Source organism: Klebsiella sp. 1SOBk10mer (assembly GCF_046602535.1).
In the GTDB taxonomy this organism is placed as follows: Bacteria; Pseudomonadota; Gammaproteobacteria; order Enterobacterales; family Enterobacteriaceae; genus Klebsiella; species Klebsiella quasipneumoniae.
Genome location: NZ_JBKIUP010000062.1, coordinates 1 through 636, shown reverse-complemented (window position 1 = coordinate 636; position 636 = coordinate 1). Strand labels below are relative to the sequence as shown.

Annotated in this window: 1 pseudogene; it reads left to right on the top strand. The window is 52.7% G+C overall.

Annotation, left to right across the window (positions count from 1 at the left end):
- Nucleotides 1-621: pseudogene (locus ACLH1I_RS26610) on the top strand (IS1 family transposase); the annotation flags it as partial.
- Nucleotides 622-636: the final 15 nt, after the last annotated feature.

Genomic DNA, 636 nt, shown 5'->3' with positions numbered 1-636 from the left:
GCATCAACGTTATCTCTGCTCTCACTGCCGTAAAACATGGCAGCTCACCTTCACTTATGCCGCTTCTCAGCCCGGTACACACCAGAAAATCATTGATATGGCTATGAACGGCGTCGGTTGCCGTGCCACCGCACGACTAATGGGCGTGGGCCTCAACACCATTTTGCGCCATTTAAAAAACTCAGGCCGCAGTCAGTAACCTCCCGGATACAGCCGGGCAGTGATGTCATTGTCTGTGCGGAGATGGACGAGCAATGGGGCTACGTCGGTGCAAAATCACGTCAGCGCTGGCTGTTTTACGCGTATGACAGGATACGCAGGGCGGTGGTAGCCCACGTTTTCGGTGAACGCACTATGGCCACACTGGAGCGTCTTCTGAGCCTGCTGTCAGTTTTTGACGTGGTGGTATGGATGACGGACGGCTGGCCGATGTATGAGTCACGTCTGAAGGGAAAACTGCACGTCATCAGTAAGCGTTACACGCAGCGAATTGAGCGACACAACCTGAATCTGAGACAGCATCTGGCAAGGCTGGGCAGGAAGTCCCTGTCGTTCTCAAAATCGGTGGAGCTGCATGACAAAGTCATCGGGCACTATCTGAACATAAAACACTATCAGTAAATTGGAGTCATTACC